This window comes from Streptomyces sp. NBC_01465 (assembly GCF_036227325.1).
Lineage (GTDB): Bacteria > Actinomycetota > Actinomycetes > Streptomycetales > Streptomycetaceae > Streptomyces.
Window position 1 is genome coordinate 4,925,221 of sequence record NZ_CP109467.1, and the last position, 18,493, is coordinate 4,943,713.

The following is an 18,493-nucleotide window of genomic DNA, read 5'->3' on the forward strand; positions in this document are numbered from 1 at the left end:
ATTGATGGCCGATCAACGCATCGCCCCACCGGCCCCGGGCCGCATGTTCCGGTCCGTCAGTAATGCCGCAGTAACGCGCTCCTCGTAGCTTCGCGCACCATCCTGGTCGTGCTTGCGGTTCACCGCCGTATTTCGGAAGTCCGGCCGGGTTGTCGTGCCCCTGACCCCGGAGGAGCTCCCGCCCATGTATCAGTCCAGCAGCCCCAGACGCCGCGGCGTCGCGTGGGCGGCGTCCGCGTTCACGGCGCTCGCCGTGCTCGGCTCGGCGCCGTCCGCCGTCGCCGCCGGAGGCGACGGGTCCGCCCCGGCCGCCACCGCCAAGGTCGACTCCGCTCTGCGCGACGCCGTCGCCAAGGGCAAGGAGTCGACCTTCTTCGTCGTACTGAAGCAGCAGGCCGACCTGTCGGCAGCCCGGGGCAAGCGCGCGCACAAGGACAAGGCGAAGACCGCCTTCTCCTCCCTGCGCACCGAGGCGAACAGCTCGCAGAAGTCGCTCGCCTCCTTCCTCGACAAGAAGAAGGTCGGGCACGAGTCGTTCTGGATCGTCAACGCCGTCAAGGTGACCGGTGACCAGAAGCTCGTCGACGAGCTGGCCAAGCGCTCGGACGTCGAGAGCATCGTCAAGGAGCAGACGCACCAGCTCGACAGGACCGAGGCCGTCCCGTCGCCGGGCACCAAGGTCGACGCCGACTCCGGTGCGACCACCGTCACCCCCGAGTGGGGCGTCAAGGACATCAAGGCCGACCAGGTCTGGGACCAGTACGAGGACCGCGGCGAGGGCATCGTCATCGCCAGCGTCGACTCGGGTGTGCAGTACGACCACCCGGCGCTGGTGGGCAACTACCGGGGCAATCTGGGCGACGGCACCTTCAGTCACGACTACAACTTCGCCGACTTCACCGGCGAGTGCACCACCGCCGCGCCCTGTGACAAGAACGGCCACGGCACGCACACCATGGGCACAATGGTCGGCTCCGGCGGTGTCGGCATCGCGCCCGGCGCCAAGTGGATGGCCGCCAAGGCGTGCGACTCCGCGGGGCACTGCGACGACTCCGAGCTGCTCGCGGCCGGCCAGTGGATCCTCGCGCCGACCGACCACGACGGGCAGAACCCGCGCCCCGATCTCGCGCCCGACATCGTCAACAACTCCTGGGGCGGCGGCGACACGAGCTTCTACCAGGACATCGTCCAGGCCTGGAACGCCGCCGGGATCTTCGAGGCCTTCGCCTCGGGCAACGACGGCGATGGCGTGACCTGCTCCACCGGCCACGCGCCCGGTTCGCAGGCAGACTCCTACGGCGTCGGCGCGTACGACGTCAACGGGAAGATCGCTTCCTTCTCCGGCTTCGGCCCCTCGGTCTTCGACGGTTCGATGAAGCCGAACATCTCCGCGCCGGGCGTCGACGTCCGCTCCACGTGGATCGGCGGCAAGTACAACACCATCTCGGGCACGTCCATGGCCACCCCGCACGTCGCGGGCGCCGTCGCCCTGCTCTGGGCAGCGGCCCCGTCCCTGATCGGGCAGATCGACGAGACCCGGGCGATCCTCAACGAGGGTTCCACGGACGTCGACGACACCCACTGCGGTGGCACCGCCGCCATGAACAACGTCTGGGGCAGCGGAAAGCTCAACATCCTCGCCTCCGTCGACGCCGCCCCGCACACGGCCGGCACCCTCTCCGGCACCGCGACCGACCAGGCCACCGGCAAGGCGGCGGTCGTCACGCTGACCGCGCGGAACGCCGACGTCCAGCGCTCGGTCACCACCGACACCACGGGCGCGTACCAACTGCACCTGTCGGCCGGTACGTACACGGTCACCACCAGCGGCTACGGCTTCGCCTCCCGCACCGACACCGTCACCATCACCGCCGGACAGACGGAGGCCCTCGACCCGGCGCTGACCGCGGTCGCGCACCACACCGTCTCCGGCACGGTCCTCGACGTCACGGGCAAGCCCCTCAAGGGCGCCACGGTGAAGTTCACGGACGCGCCCCTCGACGCCGTCACCACCGGCGCCGACGGCACGTACACCTTCCCGTCCGTCGCCGAGGGTTCCTTCCACCTGTCGGCCACGCCCGCCGCCCCCGTACTGTGCAACGGCAACTGGTCCGGCGCGCTGACCGTCGACGGCAACGAGTCCGTCACCGCCTCGCTGCCGCCGCGCACCGACGCCGCCGGCACGTACTCCTGCGCCCCCGGCGCCTACAGCTGGATCAACGGCCAGACCAAGGTCACGCTGAGCGGTGACGAGAACGCCAAGGCCGTCGCCCTGCCGTTCCCGGTGAAGTACTACGGCGTCTCCTACACCAGCGCCAACATCACCACCAACGGTCTGGTGAACTTCCTGTCGCCGCGCCTCGGCGACTACGCCAACACCGCTCTGCCCGCCGCCGCGCAGCCCAACGGTGTCGTCGCCGCGTTCTGGGACGACCTGACGATCGACAAGAAGTCGACCGTCCAGACGACCACCACGGGCGCCACCGGCAACCGCAGGTTCGCGATCGTCTGGAACAACGCCGCGCTCGTCTCCGACACCTCCGTACGCCTCACCTTCGAGGCCGTCTTCGACGAGGCGACCGGCGCAATCACCCTTCAGTACAAGGGAATTGGCACCACCAGCGCGCTGCAGAAGGGCTCCTCGGCGACCATCGGCATCGAGAACCAGGCCGGCACGGACGCCCTCCAGTACTCCTTCAACCAGTCCGTCCTCAAGGACGCCTCCGCGATCCGCTTCTCCCCGAAGGCCGCGTGATGAAGAACATCAACCGAAGAGGCCTGCGCCTCGCCTCCGCCCTGGTGGCCGCCGGACTGGCGCTGAGCGCCGCACCCGCCGTCGCGTTCGCCGACGACGACAACGGTCTGCTGACGCTCACCGACGCCCAGACCGCCGACCTGTCGGCACACGCCCAGCTCGACCCGTACGGCGACGCCGAGGGCCAGGCGTACGACCCGCAGGGCGTCAACACCCGTGAGGACGCGGCCACCGCGCCCTCCACGGGCAGCGGTTCGTCGCTCGACGCGGACGCCACCGCCCCGTACACCGTCAACAAGAAGTCGTCCGTCGAGGGCGATTACGGCATGACCGCCACCACCGCGGTCGGCGGCACGAAGGGCGACTACTTCGCCCTCGACGCGCTGGGCATCGTCCAGCGGCACACCGCCGACGGCAAGCAGGTGTGGCGCCGCGACAACACCTCGCTCTACGCGGACTGGAAGGTCACCAACACCCGCCCCTGGCAGACCGAGCCGTACCCGGCGCGCATCGTCATGGGCTACAACGCGGTCGGCGCCTACACCCCCGCGTCCGACGACGGCTACACCACCGGCGACCTGACCGGCGACGGCGTGGACGACGTGGTCTTCACCGCGGACGTCGGCGCCTACCCGTACCGGCCGTTCAGCGTGCCCGGATCGACGCTGCCCACCGGCACGTTCGTGACGATCCTGGACGGCGCGACCGGCAAGACCCTGTGGTCGAAGGTCTACACGGGCGCGTACAACGTCAAGCTGGTCGGCAAGACCCTCGTGGTCGCCGACTCGCCGACGTTCAACCGCAACGCGCCCGCGAGCTCCAAGGCCACGCTGAGCGGCATCCGCTTCTCGTACGCGGACGGAGCGCTCACCCCGTCCGACACCTGGTCGTACGACACCGGAGTCTTCCTCGGCGCCGGCTGGGCGAGCCTGGAGCCGCTCGGCAACAGCGGTCTGATGGCCGCCTCCTGGGACCAGCGCAAGCTGAGCGCCACGGCCGCACCGTCCGGCACCACCCTGGTGTTCGACACCAAGGACGGCAGCGTCAAGTGGCAGACGACGAACCGCCTCTACTCGCGTCAGCTGCACTACGACGCCGCCCGCAACAGCATCGTCGCGCTGGAGCAGTCGGACCCGAACGAGGGCCTGGTCTACGAAATCGCCTCGTACGCCCTCGCCGACGGCACCCGCACCACCCTCGACCGGCGCATCAACGCGCTGCCGCTCGACCTGGTCGTCGGTGACATCCAGGGCGGCTCCAAGCCGGAGTACACGGTCAGCGAGTCCACCCTGGACAACAGCCTGTTCATGAACTCCAACTCCGTGCGCGCGCTCAACGGCGACGACGGCAGCGAGCTGTGGTCGCGCACCATCAAGCGCGACGAGACCAACTCCCATGACGGTGGCGCCGCTTGGGGCCTGCAGGTCGTCGACCACAAGGTCGTCGCCTCGTACAAGGACGACGCCGGCTACGAGCAGGCAGCCAACCGCAGCGCGAGCCGCTTCGGTCGCCTCGCCGTCCTCTCCGGCCAGGACGGCGAGGTCCGCTGGGAGAAGCGCGGCCTCGTCACCTCGCAGATGTGGGCGCAGCCGTTCCGCAAGGACGACAGCTGGCACCTGCGCACCGTCGACACCAACGAGAACATCCGCACGTACAACCTGGGCAGCGGCAAGCAGGAGAAGCTCGTCCCGCTGCGCTCCGCGGTCTTCGCGTCCGTCTCCACGGACATCAACGGCGACAAGAAGCAGGACCTGATCGTCGGCGGCACCTCCAACGGTGTCTACGCCTACGACGGACCCTCGATGGTGTCGGGGACGCCCAAGCAGCTGTGGGCGGCCACCGTCCCCGGCCAGGTCCACGTCCTCGTGAAGGCCGACGTCAACGGTGACGGCCGCGACGAGACGATCGTCGCCGCCGACTCGGCGGCCGCGGTGCTCGACTCCCGTACGGGCAAGGTCCTCACCACGATCGACGGCGGCGGCCAGTTCGTCCGCACCGTCCAGGCCGCCGACGTCAACGGCGACGGCAAGGCCGAGATCGTCGTCGCCACCGACAAGGTGCGGGTCTACAGCGGCACCGGCAAGAAGCTGTGGGAGTACGCCGCCCCGGCGTCGGCCGGGGACGTGGTCTTCGCGGACGTCTCGTTCGGCGACGGCCACGTCTACGCCCAGTACGCCCAGCACACCGGCGACGCGGCGGGTTCCATGACCCCCGGTGTGGCCGGCGGCGTCGCCCTCAACTCCCGTACGGGCGCGGTCGAGTGGTCGTTCGTCCCGAAGCCGGGGTCCGGCACGGACGGCAGCGTCTGGGGTGCCCCGCTGCCGGCGGGCACGTTCGCTTCGTCCGGCATTCCGTACGCGGACGGGCACGCGGTCGCTTTCACCGTGTACAGCATCGACTCCCAGTACGGTTCGCTGATCACCGTCGTACAGATCCGGGACGGACGCACCGGCGAGCTTCTGCACGAGGCGAAGGACGGCGGCCCGTGGGGCCTCGGCAACTGGCTGACAGGGCCCGACGGTCTGACCCTGGTCAGCAGGGTGTCGATGCGCACGTTCGGGCCGAACGGTCAGGACTCGCGGGTGTTCACGATCGCGGACTCGCACACGGCGGCCTTCGCGACAGGACCCGGCGGCAGGCGCATCATCGTCTCGGGCGAGCTCGGCGGCGCGAGCACGTACGACCCGTCGATCCTCACCGCCGGGAACGACTACCCGTCGAGCGTGGCCGACCTCTCCGCGATCGGCGGCGACGGGATCTTCGTCGGCGACCTGAACGGTGACGGTGTCGACGAGATCGTCTCGCTCAACGCCGACGAGTACGGCGCGGACCGTACGGCGGCGCTCGAAGGCGGCGGCATCTCCGGGCCGTTCTCCGCGATGCGCCAGACGATCACGGCGACGATCGACCCGTCCTGATCGCTCGCGTCCCTCCCCCCGGTCGCACGCCTTGACCGGTGGGAGGGACGCGGCATAGCGTCCTGATAGATGTACTGAGCAAGCGCTTAGAAATCAGGATCAGGAAGGGTCTCCAGTGCCGCAGACCGAACTGCCGTCCCCGTCCCAGGTCGACGCCGCGCTGACTGCGCCGGGCGCCCCGTTCGAGACCGTACGGACGGACGACGGCTCCCCGGAGTACGCGACCGGCCCGCGCACCCTGCGCGAGTTCGCCGAGACGGTCTGGGCCTTCGGCGACCAGCCCTTCCTGATCTCCGAGACCGGCACCCGCACCTACGGCGAGTTCTTCGCCGAGGCCTCCGCGCTGGCCCGCCGCTTCCTCGACGACTACGGCCTCACCCCCGGCGACCGCGCCGTCGTCGCGATGCGCAACCACCCCGAGTGGCAAATCGCCTTCTGGGCAGCGCAGTTGGCGGGTCTCGTGGCCGTACCGCTCAACGCCTGGTGGACCGAGGAGGAGTTCTCCTACGCGCTCACCGACTGCGGCGCGCGCCTCCTCCTCGTCGACGGCGAGCGCCTGCAGCGCGTCGAGCCCTGGCTCGCCGCCCAGCAGGACCGCCCCTGGACGCTCGCCTTCCACTACGACGGCGAGCCCGCCGACCGCGTCGAGCGCTACGCCGACCTCCCCGCCGCCGACCCCGCGCTCGGCCCGCCCGACGTCGAGCCGCAGCCCACCGACGACGCCACGATCATCTACACCTCAGGCACCACAGGCCGCCCCAAGGGAGCCGTGGCCACCCACAGCGCCCAGGTCGCGGCCATGATGAACCCCCGCTTCCACTCGGCGGCCGCCGCCCTCTCGCGCGGCGACATGCCCGGTCAGGGCCCCGCGCCCGTCTCCCTGATGACCTTCCCCTTCTTCCACGTGGCCGCCTTCACCGGCGTCTACGCGATCATGTCGGCGGGCGGCACCCTCGTCCTGATGCGCAAATGGGACGCGCTGACGGCCCTCGACCTGATCCGCACCCACGGCGTCAACCACTACGCGGGCGTCCCCGCCACCGCGCTCCAGCTCCTCGACGCCGCCGAGCACACCGGCGACGACCTGGACTCCCTCGCCATGCTCAACACCGGCGGCGCGGCCGCCCCGCCCGACCTGATCGCCCGCCTCACCGCCCGCTTCGGCGAGCGTGTTGAGGGCCGCAACGGCTACGGACTGACCGAGACCAGCGGCGGCGTGATGGCCAACTTCGGCGCGGAGTACCGCACTTACCCCACCAGCGTCGGCCGCCCCACCCCCACCACCGACGTCCGGATCGCGGGCCCCGCCGGCGAGGACGTCCCTGAGGGCGAGGTCGGAGAGCTGCTCCTGCGCGGCCAGGCCCTGGTCCGCGGCTACTGGAACGACGAGACGGCCACCGCCCAGGCCTTCCTGCCCGGCGGCTGGTTCCGCACCGGCGACCTCGCCACCGTCCACGAGGGCCGCGTGAGCATCGTCGACCGGATCAAGGACATGGTGATCCGCGGCGGCGAGAACGTGTACTGCGTCGAGGTCGAGGCGGTCCTCCACGACCACCCGGACGTGCAGGACGCGGCAGTTCTCGGCGTACCCCACCCGGTCCTCGGCGAAGAGGTCGCGGCGGTGATCCAGCTGCGCCCCGGATCCACCACGACGGTCGACGACCTCCGCGCCCACGTGGGCAAGTCCCTGGCCGCCTTCAAGGTGCCCGCGCACGTTCTCGTACGGGCCGAGGACCTGCCCCGCAACGCCACCGGCAAGATCCTCAAGCGCGAGCTGCGCGGCCCTGTGCAGGAGCACTTCCGTTCTTCCTGAGACGATATGGGCATGAACGACCAGGTCACGCCCACTATTGCCGTGGAGGCCCACGGCGCCGACCCCATCCCCGACGACCAGCGGCACGGCAACCCCCGGCAGCTGCTGTGGACCTGGGCCTCCCCGCAGGTCGGTTTCGCGACGCTCTTCATCGGGGTGCTCTCGGTCGCCGAGTTCGGCCTGAGCTTCCCCCAGGCGGTCGCGGCACTGGTGCTCGGCGCGGGCCTCGGCTCGCTCGCGCACGGCCTCCTCTCCACGGACGGCCCCCGCTTCGGCGTCCCGCAGATGGTGATCGGCCGCCTCTCCTTCGGCTACAAGGGCAACGCCCTGCCGTCGGGGGTCAACGCGGTGGTCGCGGGCGTCGGCTGGTTCGCGGTCAACAGCGTCGGCGGCGCCTTCGCGCTGAACTCGCTCACCGGACTCGCCCCGCTGCCGAGCCTCCTCATCCTGGTCGTCCTGGAAGTCGTCATCGGGTACGTCGGCCACGACCTGGTGCACCGCTTCGAGCAGTACGCCTTCCCGGTCCTCGCCGTGATCTTCCTGATCGCCGGAGTCGCGATCTTCCGGGGCGCCGACGTGAGCTCCGGCTCCGGCAACGGCGGCTTCGGCGGCTTCATGCTCGCCTTCAGCGCGGTCTTCGGCTTCACGGCCGGCTGGAACCCCTGCGCCTCCGACTACTCGCGCTACCTCCCGGCGACGACCCCGCCCCGCAAGACGGCGCTCTACTCGGGCCTGGGCCTCTTCGTCTCGGTGGCGGTCGTCTCGGTCATCGGCGCGGCCTCCGGCACGGTCGCCTCCCCGGCCGGCGCTTCCCCCACGGACGCCTTCACCGCCCAGCTCCCGGGCTGGCTGTCGAACCTCACGCTGGTCGCGATCATCCTGGGCGCCATGGCGGCCAGCACCCTGAACGTCTACTCCGCCGCGGTCTCCGTCTCCGCCCTGGCCCTCCCGCTGCCCCGCTGGCTGGGCCGCGCGAGCCTGGTGGCGCTGGTCGGCGCGGTGGGCACGATCGCCGGCTGGGCCTCGCTCGCCGACGCGGGCGCGGCGTTCGAGAACTTCCTGCTGGTCATCGCGTACTGGATCGCCCCCTGGCTCGGTGTCGTACTGACCGAACACTGGCTCCGAGGACAGACCCCGCACGCGGAACTCCAGCAGCGGATGGCCGACGTCACCCACCGCGACCGAGCCGGGGTGATCGCCCTCCTGGTGGGCTTCGCGGTGTCGGTCCCGCTCTTCTCCAACCAGGCGATCTACGTGGGCTGGGTGCCCTCGCAGTGGCCCGCGGTCGGCGACCTCACCTGCCCGGTCGGATTCGCGCTGGGGGCGCTGCTCTACGCGGCGCTCCGGCGACGCAGCAACTAAGCCACCCCAGAGAAAGAGAGAGCGAAGAAATGGACCAGAACCAGGCACGCGAGTGGCTCGCCACAGCAGTCGCCGAAGCGAAGGCGGGCCTCGCCGAGGGCGGCATCCCGATCGGGGCCGCGCTCTACGGCGCCGACGGAGAGCTCCTCGGCCGAGGCCACAACCTCCGCGTCCAGGACGGCGACCCGTCGATGCACGCGGAGACGTCCGCGTTCCGCAACGCCGGCCGCCAGCGCTCGTACCGCGGCACGACGATGGTGACCACGCTGTCGCCCTGCTGGTACTGCAGCGGTCTGGTGCGCCAGTTCGGCATCTCCCGCGTGATCGTCGGCGAGGCGGAGACCTTCCACGGCGGACACGACTGGCTGGCCGAGCACGGGGTCGAGATCGTGCTGCTCGACGACCCGGAGTGCGTGGCGATGATGAAGGACTTCATCGCGGCGAAGCCGGAGCTGTGGAACGAGGACATCGGCGAGTGAAGGGGTTCGGGCGGTCGCTCAGTGCACCCAGTTCTTCAGCGGCTCGGTGTCCAGAGTGATGCCGACCGGGTCGGGCAGGGCGACGCTCTTCCCGAAGGGCAGGGTTGCCACCTGCTCGTACCGGACGCCGTCCGGCCGGCTGTGCACCTTGATCTCGCAGGTGCCCCTGTCGATCAGCAGATAGACAGGGATGCCGGTCTCGGCGTAGGCGCGGGGCTTCTCGACGCGGTCGCGCTGGTCGGTGTCGGAGTCGTAGGAGGTGACCTCGACGACCATGAGGACGGGGGAGGGGTCGGCCCATTCGCCGGCGCCGGCGAATGCGTGGCTGGGGGCGAGGGAGCCGTCCGGACGGGCCCGCCCTTCGCGGTAGGTCTCGATCACGAGTCCCTGGTGCGAGTCGAGCCAGAGCTCAGGCCGGTGCTGCATGCAGACACGGGTCAGCCATTCGATGATGCTTCCGTGGTCGCCGTCGGGCACGGCTTTCCCCCCGATGTGCCCGTTGATGAACTCCAGCCGCGCGCCCTCTGCGGTCCGTGCCGCGTGCCGGGCGATCTCCTCGAACTCCGCGACGAGCATCTGGGGCCGGTCAGTGGTCACGGTCACCTGCTTCCTCCTGCATCTGCGCGATCTCGGACCCTCAGAATATTCAGGGGACTGTGCGACTGCAGGCTTCAAGCGGCCGCAGTCAGCTCGCACCAGACGAACTTGCCTGCGCTGCCCGGCGCCCGGACGGTCCCCAGCGGAAACCACCCCCACTCGTCCGCGCACTCCCGCACCAGTGCGAGCCCGCGCCCGCAGGTGTCGAGGTCCGCGGCCGCGGAGGGTGCGGGCGGGGTGGGAGGCGTCGGGTCGGTGTCCCAGACTCCGATCCGGAGCACCCGCCCCGCCCACCGCAACCGCAGCGACGCCGGCCCTTTCGTGTGCCGTACGGCGTTGGAAACAAGCTCGGCCACCACCAGTTCGGCGAGCTCGGAGAGCTGAGGCAGCCCGTAGAGGGCGAGGAGCAGTCGGACGGTGCGGCGGCAGACGGGGACGGCGCGGGGATCGTTGGGGAGGGAGATGGTGTACTCCCACGGCTCATCTTCGGGCATGGTGAACTCCTGGTCAGGGAGGGTTGGTTGGGCTCATCTGTGGTCCGGGCGGTGGCAGTGTCGCGCCCGCCGTGGCACGGCGGTGCGGTGCGCTTCCGGGGTCCCGAGGTTCCGCAGGGTGTGCGTCGCGTCACTGACGGTAGGGGATAGGGTTAATCCGTCGCAACCCTAATCCGGGAGTTCGGGAGATGTTCGAATGCGCCAACTCCCTTCTACGCGGCAGGCTTTGACTGATCGGAAAGGAGGCGTCCATGCCGCCGAGGAGCCAGCCCACCGCCCGACAGATGCGGTTGGGTGTCGAACTGCGCAAGCTGCGAGAGGCGGCAGGCCTGACCGCGCGGGAAGCCGCGGAACTCATGAGTGTCAACTCCATCCAGGTGAGCCAGATCGAGTCCGGTCGCGCGGGTGTGAGCGAGGTGCGTCTGCGTCGACTGGCCGCTCTTTACGCATGCGCCGACACCGAGCTGATCGATGCGCTCGTTGAACTGGCTGTGGACCGCACGCGGGGCTGGTGGGAGGAGTACCGGGGAGTGCTGCCGTCAGCGTTCCTTGACCTTTCCGAGCTGGAGCATCACGCGCGCTTTTTGCGTGTGATCGGCACGGCGCACGTGCCCGGCATTCTCCAGACGGAGGACTATGCGCGAGCCGTGTTCTCGTACATGACCCCGGAACTGCCCATGGGTGAGCTGGACTCGTGGATCGCCCACCGAGCGCACCGCCGCATCGCACTGGACCGCGAGGCGCCCTTCGCGTACGAAGCGGTGATCCATGAGGCGGCACTCCGCGTCAAGGTTGCGGATCGGGCTGTCGCAAGAGCTCAACTGGCTCAGATCTCAACGCTGATGGAACGGCCGAACGTCACGGTGAGGGTGGTGCCCTTCGAGGCTGATGGGTTCGGCGGAGCCAACAGCTCGCTCATGTGGGCGGGTGGGTCGCTGCCACGTCTGGACACGGTGCACCGGGACACCCCGCAGGGCAGTGCGTTCGTGGATGCGGAGGCCCAACTCGTCAGGGCGCGCACGCTCTTTCGTAAGGTTGAGGACGCGTCCCTCACGCATGCCGCGTCGCGGGACTTCATCCGCAAACTGGTGCACGAACTGTGAGGCGAGAGCATGACCACCGTGATGCGCTGGCAGAAGTCGTCCTTCTCCGGAGGGGCCGAGGGGAATGAGTGCGTCGAGGTCGCCGCCTCCGCCGACGCGGTACACCTCCGCGAGAGCGACGACCCCACCAGGACCCTCACGCTCACGCCGCGCAGCCTGGCGGCGCTGCTGGACCGCATACGGACCGTCGGCGCGTAGGTCGCGATCGTCGACGGTCGGCGCGAGCCGGGCTGCACCCGCCGGGTGGGTGGTGGGCTTCGGGTGCGAGTTCGTCTGCGGGTTTCGTTTCGCGCCCTCCGGGCGCACTGAGGCTGGCTACAGCGAACAGGTGGGGGGCGGGTGTCGGACGCCGGTCGCGCGGGTGGGTTGGTTGTTGGGGTCAGGGATCAACGACGCTGCGCGTCGTTGGCCTCGCCCTGGGGGCGAGTCCGGCTGGCTGCTGCCGCGCGGTGGTTGCGGCATCGTGGACACCGCGATGCTCGTGCGGACCGGTGGGGGTGATCGGTTCGACTGCGGGGCACTTCGGCGGGGCGGCTGGCGTCACAGCGTCCGGGGTGGAGCTCCGCTCCCCGCGCCGGGCGCCAAGGTCGCACCACTTGCATGGGGCTGCGGGTCTCGGTTCGGCGTCAACGGGCGGTCGGTTGGCGGGTGTTCATGCCCCGCTGGTCGCTGCCCGGTGGTTGGGGGTGTGCTGCGTCGGGTTGTGGTGGGAAACGGACAGGCATACCGGACATATGGGTGTGCCCGGTGTCCGCTTCCGGCCGCAACGGGAAGTCGGGTGCTCGGCGGGAGGGTGTGGGGAGTGAATGTGCGCTGGGAGTGATGTTTGGCTCCCCAGGGTGCAAGCCGGGTAGCGCAGAGTGGGGCAAATGGGGTGTGCGAGGGGTGGCGGGTGGCGGCTTGGGCCGCTGCGAGATGCGGAGGTCCGGTGGGGCCGGACCTCCGCATCTCGCAGTGACGGCCGCGCCATCCAAAGCGGGGCGAACGGGGGTGCGCTGGGGGGCCTGTGGCGCGGAGGTTCGGCGAGGCCGAACATCCGCGCCACACCACTCGGGGCACACCCTGCACACCCGCCGAGCCCCTCGCCCCGTCCCCCACCGGGCGGTGACCAGCGGGGCATGAAGTCCCGCCCGACGGCGGCCGGTTGACGCCGAGCCGAGACCGGCAACCCCATTCAAGTGGTGCGCCAACCGGCCACCCCGCACCCACCCTGCTCCGGGGCGCATCCCGGCCGGGGTGCCGTTGCGGGCACAGCCCGCACCCGGCAGGAGGCTCACCGCCCGCAGCCCCGGGCCAACCCCCAACCCCCGCCCGTCGGTCCGGGCCAACCACACCCCTGGTCCCCTCCCCACTGTGGCCAGGCCTCCCTGCCGACCGATAGCCGCCAACCCCAGCGCTGGAGGGGCCGGAGTCAAGGGTGGCCCGCAGGGCCATCGCGCAGCGACGCGACCGAAGGGAGCGCCCTTTACTCCGGACCCGGAAGCGCGCACACTCCCGGCGTCGGTTGACAGGGAGACCCGCCACACGAAGCCCCCGGCCGGCGGAGCCGGGTAGGAGCCCACGCGCCCACGCGCCCACGCGCCCCCACCTCAGGACCGCGAGATGCGTACCCGGTAGTTCCCGGCCCAGTCCCGTCCCGTCACCGTGATCCGGATGTCGTTGGCCCGGTCCTTGAAGGTCTCGCCGACGCCGTACGGGGCGTCCGACAACTCCGCCTGGACGTTGGCCCGCCGCGTGCAGCCGCCGCTGTCGCGGGAGCTGTCGGCGACGGTGACCGGGCCGTGGCCGGTGTCCACGTCCGTGTCCACCTTGTAGATCAGCACGCCCGGCTTGCAGACCGCCTCGTCGTTCCCGGCCCGGGTGCGCACCTCGGCGACGTAACCCGACTCGCCCGCGAGCGGGACGATCGCCAGTTTGGTGCCGCCCGGGACGGCCAGCGGGGTGAGTGTGACGTCGCGGATGCCGGGGCGCGACGCGCAGCGGATCTGGGCGGGCTGGAGCCAGCCGAGCTTCCACTTGTGCCAGCCGAGCATGTCGTTGTTGGCGCCCCAGTCCTCGGACATGATGTCCCAGTGCCCGACCGAGCCGCCGCCCTCGTTGGTGTAGAGGTCGGGGAGGCCGAAGGTGTGGCCGTTCTCGTGCGGCAGGACGCGGTAGCCGGTCGCCCCGAAGGATCCCGAGCCGTCGTCCTGGCGGCTGTAGACGAAGGACATGTTGGCGAGCGAGACGCCGTCGGCGACCGGGGCCTCGTCGTTGCCGGAGAAGGTGACGGACAGGACGGTGTCCAGGGCCGAGGGACCGGCGTTCGGGGTCGCGATGACGTTGATCAGGTCGTACTGGGAGAAGTCGACCCGGGGATCGGCCGCGGTCACGATGTCCTCGGCGAGGTCGCGGTAGCCCGGGTCGTAGGGGGCGCCGCGCTCTATGCCGTACGAGGAGAACGGGTGCGGCATCCGCAGCCAGCCCGGGATCGGGGTCTCGGGGCGGTAGTCGAGGCGGCCGTAGGAGCTGGTGCGGTACCAGTTCGAGGTCTGCGGGAAGAACTCGCCGAAGCGGCTCATCGCGGAGCCGTCGCCCGGCGCGTCCGGGAAGTCGATCATGAGGGTGAGGGCCCTGACCCGGCCGGTCGAGCGCGTGTAGCCGGGGGAGGTGGGCAGCCCCTCGGACATCTGGACGCCCATCGGGTTCGGCATCCGGCAGGGGCCGAGCGCGGTCGACTCCTCCGCGCGGTCGGCGGCGGCCACGGGTGCCGCGGCGGCCGTGGTGGGCTCGGAGCCCGAGGTGAGGTCGACCGCGGAGCCGGTGGCGATGCCGCCGAGTGCGAGGACCGTTATGGCGGCCACGGCGGCGGCACGGGTGCGTCTGCGGTGCATGTCGCCTGCCTTCGCCCTGGGGACCGGAACGGGGGATGTGCTCGTTCGATCACCCTGTGCCGGGTGGGGCGGGGGCGCTCGCTGGGTGGGCCGACCGTGGGTTTGTCCCGTTATTTCTGGTGTGACGCAGGTCACAAGCGGTGCGGGAAATAAGTGGGGATCGTTTCCCCGTTTGCACGGGTGTCACTGAAGCGGGGAAGCCGTCCCCGGTTACGTACTAAGAGCAGGAAGGAGCGGGGACATGAGCAGCTCTGCCACCGCAGTCCGAGCACCCCGCGCCGACGCCCTGCGCAACCGGGAGCGGATCGTCGCCGCCGCGCGCGAGATCTTCGTGGAGTTCGGGCCCGACGTCCCGCTCGACGAGATCGCCCGCCGGGCCGGCGTCGGCAATGCCACGCTCTACCGGAACTTTCCCGACCGGCGTGAACTGATCCACCACGTCGTCCTCTCCGTCATGGAGCGCAATCTGGATCAGGTGGAGGCGGCCGAGGCGGAGGAGCCCGACGCCTTCTCCGCGCTGAGCCGCTTCGTGCACGCCGCCGCCGACGAGCGGATCGGCGCGCTGTGCCCCGTGCTCTCCGATGCCTTCGATCAGAACGAACCACAGCTCGTGGCCGTGAAGCTGCGCCTGGAGGAGGCCGTGGAACGCCTCATGGGGCGGGCCAGGCGGGAAGGGCAGCTGCGTACCGACGTGGCGTCCGGGGACCTGTTCGTGGCCATCACCCAGCTGACCCGGCCGCTGCCCGTCTCCAACTGCAAGGCCGACACCTTCGACCAGTTCGTCCACCGTCATCTGCAGCTGTTCCTCGACGGGCTCCGGGCCCCGGCGCGGTCCGAGCTTCCTGGGTCACCGGCGACCTTCGAAGACCTGCGTCAACAGTCGTAACCCCGGCGTCCACTCGTCCGTAACTCCCGTACTTCAAGCTCCACTTCATCCCCCTTTTACGCTTCTCGCACCCCAAGGTGGCTTCAGCCATGTCGAAAACTGCCGACATTTCACCATCCGCACTCGCCCCTGACCCGAGCCGCTGGAAAGCGCTCGCGTTCATAGCCGTCGCCCAGCTGATGGTCGTGCTCGACGCGACCATCGTGAACATCGCCCTGCCCTCGGCCCAGGCCGACCTCGGCATCAGCGACGGCAACAAGCAGTGGGTCATCACGGCCTACGCCCTCGCCTTCGGCGGACTCCTGCTCTTCGGCGGACGCATCGCCGACATGTGGGGCCGCAAGCGCACCTTCGTGACCGGCCTCATCGGCTTCGCCGCCGCGTCCGCGATCGGCGGCGCCGCCACCAGCTCGGGCATGCTGCTCGGCTCGCGTGCTCTGCAGGGTGCCTTCGGCGCACTGCTCGCCCCGGCCGCGCTGTCGCTGCTCGCGGTGATGTTCACCGACGCCAAGGAGCGCGCCAAGGCGTTCGGCATCTACGGTGCGATCGCCGGTGGCGGTGGCGCCGTGGGCCTGATCCTCGGCGGATTCCTCACCGAGTACCTCAACTGGCGCTGGACCTTCTACGCCAACATCCCCTTCGCGATCGTCGCCGCCCTCGGCGCCTACTTCGTGATCCGGGAGCCCGCCGGCACCCGTAACCGCTCGGCGCTCGACATCCCCGGCGTCGTCCTCTCCACCCTGGGTCTGGTCTCGCTCGTCTACGGCTTCACGCGCGCCGAGTCCAACGGCTGGTCCGACGCCACTACCGTCGGCCTCTTCGTCGCCTCGGCCGTACTGCTGGCCTCGTTCGTCTTCGTCGAGTCCAAGGTCAAGAACCCGCTGTTGCCGCTCCGCGTGATCCTCAACCGCAACCGCGGCGGGGTCTACCTCTCGCTGGGTCTGGCCGTCATCGCGATGTTCGGCACGTTCCTCTTCCTCACCTACTACCTGCAGGTCGTGAAGGGCTTCTCGCCGGTCAAGACGGGCTTCGCCTTCCTCCCGATGATCGCGGGCATGATCGTCGGCTCCACCCAGATCGGCGCCCGTCTGATGACCCGCGTCGCCCCGCGCAAGCTGATGGGTCCGGGCTTCCTGACCGCTGCCGTCGGCATGCTGCTGATCGCGCAGCTCTCCCTGGACACCTCGTACGCAGCGGTGATCCTGCCGGGTCTGGTCCTGCTCGGCCTCGGTATGGGTACGGCGTTCATGCCGGCCATGTCGCTCGCCACGTTCGGTGTCGAGCCGCGTGACGCCGGTGTCGCCTCCGCGATGGTCAACACCTCGCAGCAGGTGGGCGGCGCCATCGGCACCGCGCTGCTGAACACGATCGCGGCCTCGGCCACGACGTCCTACGTCGCCTCGCACGCCGCGGGTGCCTCCAACCCGGAGCTGCTGAAGCTCCAGGGCATGGTGAACGGTTTCAGCAGCGCGATCTGGTGGGCCGTCGGCATCCTGGTGGTGGCCGCGGGCATCGCGTTCACCCTGATCAACACCGGGAAGCCGGAGGCCGGTCCGGCCTCCGCGTCCGGTGACGGCGAGGGCGTCGAGGACGAGGTCAGGATCCCCGTCGTCGCGCACTGACGCACCGCTGTTCTCCTGGGCCTGCCCTGGTTCCGTACTAACGGAGCCAGGGCAGGTCCGCGTTCACGTCCGTCGGCTGCAGCCCCTCAGCCATCACCTTCATGATCTCGCCGAGCTGGGCGGCCTGCTGGGGTGAGAGGCGGTCGAACATCGCCTGGCGCACGGCGGCGACATGGCCGGGGGCGGTGCGCTCCAGGACGCCGTACCCCGCATCGGTCAGGATCGCGTTCTGCCCGCGCTTGTCGGAGGCGCAGTCCTCGCGGCGCACCCAGCCGTTCTTCTCCAGACGCGCGATCGCGTGCGAGAGACGGGAGCGGGTGATCTTGGCGTCCTTGGCGAGCTGGGTCATCCGCAGCGTGCGTCTGGGCGCCTGGGAGAGGTGGACGAGCAGTCCGTAGTAGATGTGCGGCATACCGGCGTCGCGCTGCAACTGACGGTCGAGATGGTCTTCCAGGAGCATGGTGGCGTGGAGGTACGCACGCCAGGTGCGCTGCTCCTCGTCGGTGAGCCAGCGGGGCTCGGGCTGCTGCGCGTCGTTCATGGCTCCACTGTACTTCTTGAAACTTAAACCAGATCTGGATGGGCTACAGGACGGGCGGGTTGAGCTCGATCGATCGCAGCGCCGCGTCCCGGGCGATCTCGTCGCCCACGTCGAGCGCGGTGTCGGTGAACTTGATGGTGTGGTCGTCGCCGTGCTGCGCGGCCCGCTCGAAGAGCTCCTCGCCCGTCAGGCGCGTCGAGGTGTACGGGGCCGGTCCGGACGCCGCGTAGGCCGCGGTCACCGCCGCGCTCGCGGCCCAGGCGGCCTCCAGGCTCGGCGTCCACAGGGTGCGGGGGAGTGCGGGCAGGGTGCGCAGGACCGCGTTCGGGGCGGTCGCGGCGTGGACGAGCATCACGGGCTCGCCGTGCCCGTGGGTCGCGTACCGGTGGACGGACGCCCTTACCAGCTCGGTGAGTTGGGCCTCCGGATCGCCCGCCGGGTCGGGCCAGGCGGGGAACGCCGTCAGCCGGGCCAGCCGGTCGCGGATGCCGCCCTCCTGCCGTACGAGCGGTACGGCGTCGAGCGCGGCCGCGGCCGTGGACCCGGCCGGGAGCGAGGTGAGCGGGGGCAGCGGCTGATGGCGCGCCGCCCAGTAGCCGAGGCCGTGCGCGAGCTCGGCGAGGCGGGGTGCCGTGTCGCCGCCGTCGAGCAGCGTTCGTACGGCATGACCCACCCGGATCACCGGATGCGTGGCCCCCGCCGCGATGCCCGGCAGCAGCCGCGGCCACCACTCGGCGAGGACCTCGCGCCAGGGCCGCTCGGCGATCTCGCGCTCGAAGTACGCCGTCCAGTCCGCGACCCGGCGCGGATCGCCCAGCGCCTCGCGCCAGTTGGCGGCGGTGACCTGTGCGAGGGGGTCGGGCATGTCCTCGAGCTTGGCGCGGTAGTGGTCGAGCCAGCGGTGCACGGTGGCCGACTGGCCGCCGCGCACCAGGGCCTCGACGGCCATCGGACCGTGGTTGGACAGCCAGCCGTTGCGCTCGGGGCCCGAGGTGTGGAGCCGTTCCAGTGCTTCGTCGAGGGTGCCTGTGGTGTCCATGGGCGGAACCC

The 18,493-nt window shown here is 70.4% G+C and carries 14 protein-coding genes; 9 read left to right on the top strand and 5 right to left on the bottom strand.

Annotated elements, in window-relative coordinates; translation table 11 throughout:
* The first annotated feature begins 184 nt into the window (after positions 1-184).
* From OG707_RS23355 to OG707_RS23375, 5 genes are all read left to right on the top strand, one after another.
* Positions 185-2,755: a S8 family serine peptidase gene (locus OG707_RS23355; protein ID WP_329121382.1), complete on the top strand. Its 2,571-nt coding sequence runs from the start codon at positions 185-187 to the stop codon at positions 2,753-2,755.
* A complete protein-coding gene (locus OG707_RS23360; RefSeq protein ID WP_329121384.1) occupies positions 2,755-5,673 on the top strand; it encodes an FG-GAP-like repeat-containing protein in 2,919 nt (972 codons plus the stop codon). Before OG707_RS23355 ends, OG707_RS23360 begins: the two co-directional genes overlap by 1 nt.
* A 115-nt stretch (positions 5,674-5,788) precedes the next feature.
* Positions 5,789-7,486, top strand: a complete 1,698-nt coding sequence (locus OG707_RS23365; RefSeq protein WP_329121387.1) for a class I adenylate-forming enzyme family protein — start codon at positions 5,789-5,791, stop codon at positions 7,484-7,486.
* A 12-nt stretch (positions 7,487-7,498) separates the two neighbouring features.
* Positions 7,499-8,848, top strand: coding sequence for a purine-cytosine permease family protein (locus OG707_RS23370; RefSeq protein WP_329121389.1), 1,350 nt, complete (start codon positions 7,499-7,501; stop codon positions 8,846-8,848).
* Between the two features lie 29 nt (positions 8,849-8,877).
* Positions 8,878-9,327 carry a nucleoside deaminase gene (locus OG707_RS23375; RefSeq protein WP_329121390.1) on the top strand — a complete coding sequence of 150 codons (450 nt, stop codon included), beginning with the start codon at positions 8,878-8,880 and terminating at the stop codon, positions 9,325-9,327.
* 18 nt (positions 9,328-9,345) lie between these two features.
* On the opposite strand, the gene OG707_RS23380 is transcribed toward OG707_RS23375, so the two are convergent.
* Both OG707_RS23380 and OG707_RS23385 read right to left on the bottom strand, forming a co-directional pair.
* Positions 9,346-9,930 (bottom strand): Uma2 family endonuclease, encoded by a 585-nt coding sequence (locus OG707_RS23380; protein ID WP_329121392.1) that lies wholly within the window; start codon positions 9,928-9,930, stop codon positions 9,346-9,348.
* Positions 9,931-9,998: 68 nt separating this feature from the next.
* Positions 9,999-10,418 (bottom strand): ATP-binding protein, encoded by a 420-nt coding sequence (locus OG707_RS23385; protein ID WP_329121394.1) that lies wholly within the window; start codon positions 10,416-10,418, stop codon positions 9,999-10,001.
* 251 nt (positions 10,419-10,669) lie between these two features.
* Here OG707_RS23385 and OG707_RS23390 point away from each other — a divergent pair, with 251 nt between their 5' ends.
* Both OG707_RS23390 and OG707_RS23395 read left to right on the top strand, forming a co-directional pair.
* Entirely contained in the window at positions 10,670-11,521 is an 852-nt protein-coding gene (locus OG707_RS23390) for a helix-turn-helix domain-containing protein (RefSeq protein ID WP_329121396.1), read from the top strand.
* A gap of 9 nt (positions 11,522-11,530) precedes the next feature.
* Positions 11,531-11,719: a DUF397 domain-containing protein gene (locus OG707_RS23395; protein ID WP_329121397.1), complete on the top strand. Its 189-nt coding sequence runs from the start codon at positions 11,531-11,533 to the stop codon at positions 11,717-11,719.
* A gap of 1,391 nt (positions 11,720-13,110) precedes the next feature.
* Here the strand turns inward: OG707_RS23395 and OG707_RS23400 are convergent.
* Positions 13,111-14,394 (bottom strand): M6 family metalloprotease domain-containing protein, encoded by a 1,284-nt coding sequence (locus OG707_RS23400; RefSeq protein WP_329121399.1) that lies wholly within the window; start codon positions 14,392-14,394, stop codon positions 13,111-13,113.
* Positions 14,395-14,635: 241 nt separating this feature from the next.
* Between OG707_RS23400 and OG707_RS23405 the strand changes: the two genes are divergently transcribed.
* On the top strand, positions 14,636-15,280 hold the full coding sequence (locus OG707_RS23405) for a TetR/AcrR family transcriptional regulator (protein ID WP_329121401.1): 645 nt from the start codon (positions 14,636-14,638) through the stop codon (positions 15,278-15,280).
* Positions 15,281-15,369: 89 nt separating this feature from the next.
* Entirely contained in the window at positions 15,370-16,902 is a 1,533-nt protein-coding gene (locus OG707_RS23410; protein ID WP_329121403.1) for an MFS transporter, read from the top strand.
* Between the two features lie 37 nt (positions 16,903-16,939).
* Here the strand turns inward: OG707_RS23410 and OG707_RS23415 are convergent, their stop codons facing one another.
* On the bottom strand, positions 16,940-17,443 hold the full coding sequence (locus tag OG707_RS23415; RefSeq protein WP_329121405.1) for a MarR family winged helix-turn-helix transcriptional regulator: 504 nt from the start codon (positions 17,441-17,443) through the stop codon (positions 16,940-16,942).
* Positions 17,444-17,486: 43 nt separating this feature from the next.
* On the bottom strand, positions 17,487-18,482 hold the full coding sequence (locus OG707_RS23420; protein WP_329121407.1) for a questin oxidase family protein: 996 nt from the start codon (positions 18,480-18,482) through the stop codon (positions 17,487-17,489).
* Between the last annotated feature and the right edge of the window lie 11 nt (positions 18,483-18,493).